Annotated in this window: 5 protein-coding genes and 1 pseudogene; 2 read left to right on the plus strand and 4 right to left on the minus strand. The window is 69.8% G+C overall.

Features of this window, described 5'->3' with window-relative positions:
- From aroE to QM569_RS07530, 4 genes and pseudogenes are all read right to left on the minus strand, one after another.
- Window positions 1-427 (minus strand): annotated as a pseudogene (aroE, locus tag QM569_RS07515) (shikimate dehydrogenase); the annotation flags it as partial.
- Window positions 424-1284 (minus strand): energy transducer TonB, encoded by an 861-nt coding sequence (locus tag QM569_RS07520; RefSeq protein ID WP_414986610.1) that lies wholly within the window; start codon window positions 1282-1284, stop codon window positions 424-426. The gene QM569_RS07520 and the pseudogene aroE, both read right to left, overlap by 4 nt.
- The gene (locus QM569_RS07525) at window positions 1281-3347 is read right to left on the minus strand and encodes a ribonuclease catalytic domain-containing protein (protein WP_414986611.1); all 2067 of its coding nucleotides are present in this window, start codon (window positions 3345-3347) and stop codon (window positions 1281-1283) included. Before QM569_RS07525 ends, QM569_RS07520 begins: the two co-directional genes overlap by 4 nt.
- A gap of 43 nt (window positions 3348-3390) precedes the next feature.
- On the minus strand, window positions 3391-4632 hold the full coding sequence (locus QM569_RS07530) for a hypothetical protein (RefSeq protein WP_414986612.1): 1242 nt from the start codon (window positions 4630-4632) through the stop codon (window positions 3391-3393).
- A gap of 150 nt (window positions 4633-4782) precedes the next feature.
- Between QM569_RS07530 and QM569_RS07535 the strand changes: the two genes are divergently transcribed.
- Window positions 4783-5487: a DNA-binding response regulator gene (locus QM569_RS07535; RefSeq protein ID WP_414986613.1), complete on the plus strand. Its 705-nt coding sequence runs from the start codon at window positions 4783-4785 to the stop codon at window positions 5485-5487.
- On the plus strand, window positions 5459-7330 hold the full coding sequence (locus QM569_RS07540) for a sensor histidine kinase (protein ID WP_414986614.1): 1872 nt from the start codon (window positions 5459-5461) through the stop codon (window positions 7328-7330). Before QM569_RS07535 ends, QM569_RS07540 begins: the two co-directional genes overlap by 29 nt.
- The last annotated feature ends 13 nt before the right edge of the window (window positions 7331-7343 follow it).

Raw genomic sequence — 7343 nt, forward strand, 5'->3', positions numbered from 1 at the left:
CCAGCACGCCCGCCGCCGCGCCGCCCGCGCCCACCAGCAGCACGCGGCGGCCAGCCAGCGGCACGCCCGCGTTGCGGGTGATGTCGGCCACCAGGCCCAGGCCGTCGGTGTTGTCGGCTGCAATGCTGCCGTCCGGCCGAAAGATGAGGATGTTGGCCGCGCCCGCCAGCTGCGCGCGTGGGCTGCGGTGCGTGGCGAGGGCGCAGGCTTCGGTCTTGAACGGCACGGTGACGTTGCAGCCGCGCCCGCCCTCGGCCACGAAGGCGCGCACGCCCTGCACGAAGCCGTCGAGCGGGATCAGGCGGCGCTCGTAGGCGACGGCCTGGCCCGTCAGCGCGGCAAAGCGGGCGTGGATGGCGGGCGAGCGGCTGTGCTCCACCGGGTTGCCCATCACGCAGTACAAATCCAGATCGGCGGGGCGGGTCATCGGACGGTGGTTTCCAGGGTCTGGTCGCGGGTGAACTTGAAGCGCGCCACCATGGCGATCTGGTCGGCCTTCTTGCGCATCTCGGCGTTGAACGGGCCGAACGGGCCGGACGCGCGGGCAATGGCCTCGGCCCGGCGGTCCAGCGTGGGGTTGCCCGAGCCCTGCACGACCTCGGTGCCCAGCACGCGGCCATCGTGGTTGACGGTGACGATCATCGTCAGCTCGCCGTACAGCTTGCGCCCGCCCTGCTCGGGAAAGTTCTCGGTGCCCTTGTCTTCCACCTTGCGGCGCAGCGCGTCGTAGTAGATGGCGTAGGCTTCCTCGCGCGTGGCGGGGCTGATGTAGCGCTTCTTGGGGCGCGAGTTTTCTTCGTTGATGCGCTTTTCGATCTCGGCCAGCAGCTTGACGAGCTGGCGGCGCTTTTCCTGCTCGGCCACCTGCTCGGCGCTCTGGCTGGGCTGGCGCGGGTCGGGCTCGGGCAGGGTGGCGAGCTGCTTGCGCAGCTGGGCCAGCAGCTGGGTCTGCTGCTCCTGCAGCGCGTCCATCTTGCGCTGGGCTTCCTCGTAGTCGTCGCCGACGGTCGTGAGCGCGGTGTAGGGCAGGGGGCTGGTCGCCCGGCCCTTGTCGGCGTCGCCGCCGCCCGCCAGGCTGGCCTGGGCGATGGCCTGGGCCTTGTCGGGGCGCTCGCTGGACTTGGCGTTGACCAGGATGACTTCGAGCGGCGTGTCCTGGAACACGCGGTTGAAGCCCTCGGGGTCGATGAAGCGCACGGAGATCAGCGCCGCGTGCAGGGCCATCGAGACGCCCAGCGCCAGTTGCAGGGTGCTGAAAGTGCGGAGAAAGGCGGGCAGTTTCACGGGGTGGGATTATCTGCGCTGGCAGGCTCGGCCTCGTTCACATCGACTGCAATGGCGATGGGCCCCGCCACGGCTTCATCGTCGTCATCCACCGGGCCGTCGTCGCCCGCATCCGCCGGGTCGTCCAGCCGCTCGGCCACGGTGCCGTGGATGTCCAGCGTGATCTCGTCCACCGCGCCCAGCTTCACCCTCAGGCGCGCGCCGCGCGGCAGGTTTTGCGCGCCCAGCACGGGCAAGACCAGCGGCAGCGCGTCCGCCCGCACCAGAAAGCTGCCGCCCGGCCCTTCCTTGAACACGGTGGCGTTCAGCTCGGTGATGCCGTTCTGCTCCAGGTACTTGAGCGTCCAGAACCGCTCCATGCCCGCCTGGTAGCCGTTGTAGGCGCTGTAGGCCGCGTCGAAGCTGCTGATGATGCTGAACAGGTCGGCGTCCTTGGGCTTGAACGGCGCGGCGAGGGCCGCCGTCTTGCCATGGCGCACCACGGCGATGATCTGCCACTGGTTCACCAGGTCCACGTAGCGGCGCAGCGGCGACGTGGCCCAGGCGTAGCTCTTGACGCCGATGCCCGCATGCGGCAGTGCCTTGGTGCCCATGCGCACCTTCACGCCGGGCGCCAGGCTCGCCTGGCTGCGGTAGATGCCGGGCACGCCGTGCTCGGCCAGCAGGTTGCCCCAGGTGCTGTTGGCAACGATGGCGGCCTCGGCCACGATCAAGTCCAGCGGCGCGCCGCGCTTGCGGGTGCTGATCTGCACTGTCTCGCTGCCATCCGGCTCCCCGCCGTCGTTGCCCACCAGGCGAAAGTTGTAGTCGGGCCGGTTGAACGTCTCGGGCTTGCCGCGCACCACCTCGCGCTGGGCTTTGAGGCTTTTGGCCAGGCGGTGCAAAAATGATAGCTGCTCGCGCTTGTCCAATAAGGGCTGGGGCGTGTTTTCGTATTGAACCGACGGGTCGGCCAGCCATTCCTCCGTCACGATGTGGTCGAGCTGGTCGTGGCGCAGGTTCACCGCCACCGGCACGCGCTCCAGCTTTGTTTCGGTGCCGGTGATGGCCAGCGTCGCCTCGTCGATGGTCACGTACAGCGACACGGCCGGGTTGGCGCGGCCTTCGTCCAGCGTGTAGATGCGCACCACCTCGTCGGGCAGCATGGTGATCTTGTAGCCCGGCATATAGACGGTGGACAGGCGGTTGCGGCCCAGCTGGTCGATGGCGCTGCCCGGTGCAATGGCCAGCCCCGGCGCGGCGATGTGGATGCCTAAAGTGACCGTGCCCGTGCCCAGGCCCTGCACCGACAGCGCGTCGTCGATCTCGGTGGTCTGCGAATCGTCGATGGAATACGCCTGCACCGGCGCCAGCGGCAAATCTGCGGGCGGCTGCGGCGCGCTGATGGCCGGGAAGCCCGTGCCCTTGGGGAAGTTGTCGAACAGAAAGCGCTGCCAGTGGAACTGGTAGGCCGAGGTGATCGCCCCGGCCTTTTGCAGCAGATCGAGCGGCGCGGTGTGCGTGGCGCGGCTGGCCTCCACCACGGCCTTGTACTCGGGCGCGTTCTTGTCGGGCTTGAACAATATCTTGTAGAGCTGCTCGCGGATGGGCTGCGGGCATTCGCCCTGCGCCAGCGCGGCGGCCCAGGCTTCGATCTGCGCCTGGACGGCCTTCTTCTTCTCGATGGCGGCCAGCGCCTGCTGCAGGATTTCGGCCGACGCCTTCTTGAACCGCCCCTTGCCCGCGCGGCGAAAGTAGTGCGGCGCGTCGTACAGCGCGAACAGCGCGCCCGCCTGCTGGGCCAGCGTGGCGTTGTCGCTGAAGTAGTCCCGCGCCAGGTCGGCAAAGCCGAACTCGTCCTCGGGCGCGAATTCCCAGGCCAAGTCCAGCTCCATGCCCTGCGCCACGGCCTGGGCCTGGGCGATGAGGTCGGCGGGGGCGGGCTTGTCGAACTTCAGCAGGATGTGCGCGGCCTTGACCTTGACCCGCTTGCCCGATTCCAGCTCGATCTGGGCCGAGGTATCGGCCTCGGAAAGGATGCGACCGGCAAGGAACTTGCCGGCCTCTTCAAACAGTGCATGCATGGGCCGCATTGTCCCATGGCGACAATGCGGCCCCGGGGGCCAGTCAGGACTTGTTGAGGCTCAACACCACCCAGCCGTTGCCTGTGCCCGGGGTTGTGGTCCCACTGGCATTCAGGCGCCCCGTCACCGACAGGCCGGGGACCAGCGGCAGCATCACCGCAGGCGAGACACTGCCCGAAACGCCGTCGCGCTGGCGCATGCCCGTCAGCGGCGTGTTGTTGTGCAGCGTCTGCGACACGGCGGTCGCCCCGGCGTTGCTGCTGTCGCGCGTGATGGTGCCCGCACTGGTATCGACGGCGGTAATGGTGTTGGTGGTGATCGAGATGCCCGGCAGCGTGTCGGTGGTGGCGGTGACGGCCGTGCCCGCGGAGTTGGCCTGCACGTTCCAGCTGCTGCTCACGGTGCCCACGGTGGGGTAGCTCAGGGTGGTCTGCTTGGTGAACAGGTTCATGGAACCGTCCTGGTCCAGCATCACCAGCAGGGTGTAGCTGCCGTTCTTGAAGACGTAGGCACCCACGTTCGGCGCGTCGGCGCCCGAGCCGGTGAACCCGCCCGAGGCGCTGACGGCAAAGGTGGCCGACGGCGTGCTCTCGTCCGTGCAGGTGACGGGGGTGGTGGTGGTGCAGCTCTTGAGGCTGGTGACGCTGCCGCCAGAGATGGTGCCCATGCCGTACTGCAGCACGTAGGGCTCGCTCGTCCCGCCGTCGTTCGCGCGGCTCCAGCCCAGGCGGTTCCAGGTGCCGTCCAGGTCGGCCAGGCTGGCCGTTTGCTCGGGGAACGCCAGGGTCGGGTAGTACGTGCCATCGTCGTCATTGGCGGCGATCAACATCACGCCGCCCGTGCCCACCACCACGCTGGCCCCATTGGTGCCGGTGGTGAAGGAGCAGGCGTCGGTGCCGGCCGTCAGGCTGCTCGTCGTGCCGTCGGCCCAGGCCACTTGCGGCGTGCCGCTGGAATCCATCGTGATGGTGGCGGTGGATGCCTCGGCGTCGGCGGGCAGGAGCACCCGGTAGGTACCGCTGGTCAACTGGTCGCAGGTGGCGGACACGGTGACGGTGGTGGAGCCAGTGTCGGTGCTGCCAGTGCTGCCGGTGCTACCAGTGTCGGTGCTTCCAGTGCTGCCGGTGCTGCCGGTGCTGCCAGTGTCGGTGCTTCCAGTGCTGCCGGTGCTCCCAGTGCTTCCGCTGTCGGTGCTGTCGCCGCCACCGCCGCCGCAGGCGGTCAGGGCGAGGGCCGCGATGGCGGCGGCGATGTAGTGCAGGCGTTTGGCGCGTTGGGGGTTCATGGTTCTATCCTTTGTGCGGGGTTGGGGAATGCCTCGCCATCGTCGCGGCAGGCGAGCCTGCGCGCCATCCCATGAATATGGGAGGAATGTGGGAGCCCGACCGCGCTGCTTTGTGTTTATGCTCGCTGACACCCGCTCATTCCCCACCCCATGCCCCAGCCCTGGCACGTATTGATCGTCGAGGACGACCCGCAGACGCGCGACTTCTTCGCCGCCAGCGTGCAGGGCTGCGCGCAGCTGGCGCTGGCGGGCTGCCTGGGTACGGTGGCCGAGGCCCGCGACTGGCTGGACGCCCGCGCGCCGCAGGGGCTGGACGTGCTGCTGGTGGACCTGGGCCTGCCCGACGGCAGCGGCCTGGACGCCATTGCCCACGCCCGGTACACGCACCCGGGCTGCGAGCCGCTGGTCATCAGCATGTTCGGCGACGAGGAGAGCGTGCTCGCCAGCATCGAGGCCGGGGCGCTGGGCTACATCCACAAGGACGCCACGCCCGAGAACATCGCCGACACCGTGCTGCAGATGAAGGCGGGCGCCTCGCCCATCTCGCCCATGATCGCGCGGCAGGTGCTGCACAAGTACCTCGATTTAAGGTCAAATCGGCCTCAAACCCATATGGACAGGGCGCAAGCAGCTATCAATACAGAAGCGAAAGACGCCCTGGACGTGGCGCTGTCGCCGCGCGAGAAGGACGTGCTGGACCTGATCGCGCGCGGCTTTTCGTACGCCGAAACCGCGCGGCTGCACGGCGTGTCCATACACACCGTGCAGGCGCACATCAAGAGCCTGTATGCCAAGCTGGCCGTCCATTCCAAGAGCGAGGCCGTCTTTGAAGCCACGCGGCGCGGCCTGCTCTAGGCTGATCCGGGCCGTCTGGCTGCTGTGGTGCCTGCTGGCGCTGCACGCGGCGCACGCCCAGGTGCTGGAGCTGCGCCACGCCCAGGCCGCCATCGCCCCCGCCAACGGGCCGCCGCAGAACCTGGCGCTCGAACTGCCCTACCACTGGGACCGCCACCAGCGTGGGGCCGAGGGGTATGCGGTGTTCGACATGGCCTTCGACCTGCCGCAGCCGCCCGCCGTGCCCCATGGCCTGCTGCTGCACCAGGTGGGCAATGCCTACGAGGTGTGGCTCAACGGCGCCCTGCTGCGCCGCAGCGGCGACATGGTGCAGGGCGGCGGCGCCGACTACGCCAAGGGGCCGCGCTACCTGGCCGTGCCGGGGCAGGTGCTGCGCGCGGGGCGCAACCAGCTGGTGGTGCGCATCCGCGCCGACAGCGGGCGCCGCGCGGGCCTGGCGCCGCCGCTCATCGGCCCCGACGCAACGCTGCGCGGCCGCTACCAGGCGGCCGTGAACCGGCACGTCATCGGGTCGCCGCTGCTGGCCCTGGTGGCGCTGGTGGCCGGCAGTGTGGCCTTGCTGCTGTGGTGGACCCAGCCCTACACGCAGCACGGCGGCGGGCCCGCCGCGCGGCGCGACCCGGTGTACCTGTACGCGGGCCTGGCCGACTGGTCCTGGGTGCTGCGCGTGTTCGACCGGGTGGTCGAAAACCCCGTGCTGCCCTGGCCCTGGTGGCAGGCCGCCATGGTGCAGGCCATGGCCGGGTGGCTGTGTTTTGCCATGATGTTCTGCATCATGGCCGCAGGCTGGCGGCACCACCGCGCCGTGCGCACCGTGCTGTGGGTGCTGCTGCCCCTGGGCGGCTGCGCGGGCTGGGCCGCCGCTGCCTGGCACCAGCCCCTGGTGCTGACGGCCTGGTATGCGGTGTGCGCGGCGGTGTTCCTGCCGCTGAGCGCGCTGTACCTGGCGGCGGCGCTGCGCCGGGGCGCGAGCCGCGAGCACCGGCTGCTGGCGGCGGCGCTGGCGCTGAACGTGCTCATGGGCGTGCGCGACCTGCTGGTGTTCCGCCTCTACGGCGATTACGGCGCCGAAACCTGGCAGCGCTACAGCGCCATGCTGTTCAGCGTGGCGCTGGTGTATGTGGCGGCCATGCGCTTTCGCGCCGCCAGCGAGCAGGTGCGCGCCTTCGAGGCGCGCATGGCCGCCCGCTTGGTGCAGCTGGAGGCCGAGCTGAACCAGAGCTACCAGTACATGGAGCAAATGGCCCGCGAGCAGGAGCGCGCCAGCGAGCGCACGCGCATCCTGCGCGACATGCACGACGGCGTGGGCGCGCACATCAGCGCCGCCATGCGGCAGCTGCAGTCGGGCCGGGCCAGCACGGACGAGGTGCTGGAGACGCTGCGCGAATCGCTGGACCACCTCAAGCTCTCCATCGACGCCCTGCACCTGCCCCCCGGCGACGTGACAGCCCTGCTGGCCAACCTGCGCTACCGGCTGGAGCCGCGCCTGAAGGCGGCGGGCATAGCACTGCAGTGGCAGGTGGACCTGCTGCCGCCCGTGGCCGGGCTGGACGGCGCGGCCATGCGGCACCTGCAGTTCATGCTGTTGGAGGTGCTGTCCAACGTGCTCCAGCACGCGCACGCCCACACGCTGTGCATCGAGGCGCGCGCGGTGGGCGAGGGCGTGGTGCTGCGGCTGTCGGACGACGGCTGCGGCTTCGACACCGAGCAGCCCGCGCGCAAGGGCCTGCTGGCGCTGCACGACCGCGCCCAGGCCATCGGCGCGCAGCTGGCGCTGACCAGCGGCCCGGGCGGCACGGACGTGGTAATCCGCTTGCCGGGGGGGGGGGGGGGGGGGGGGTAAGGAAGAAAATCGA

This window comes from Acidovorax sp., from assembly GCF_047607405.1.
GTDB lineage: Bacteria > Pseudomonadota > Gammaproteobacteria > Burkholderiales > Burkholderiaceae_C > Acidovorax.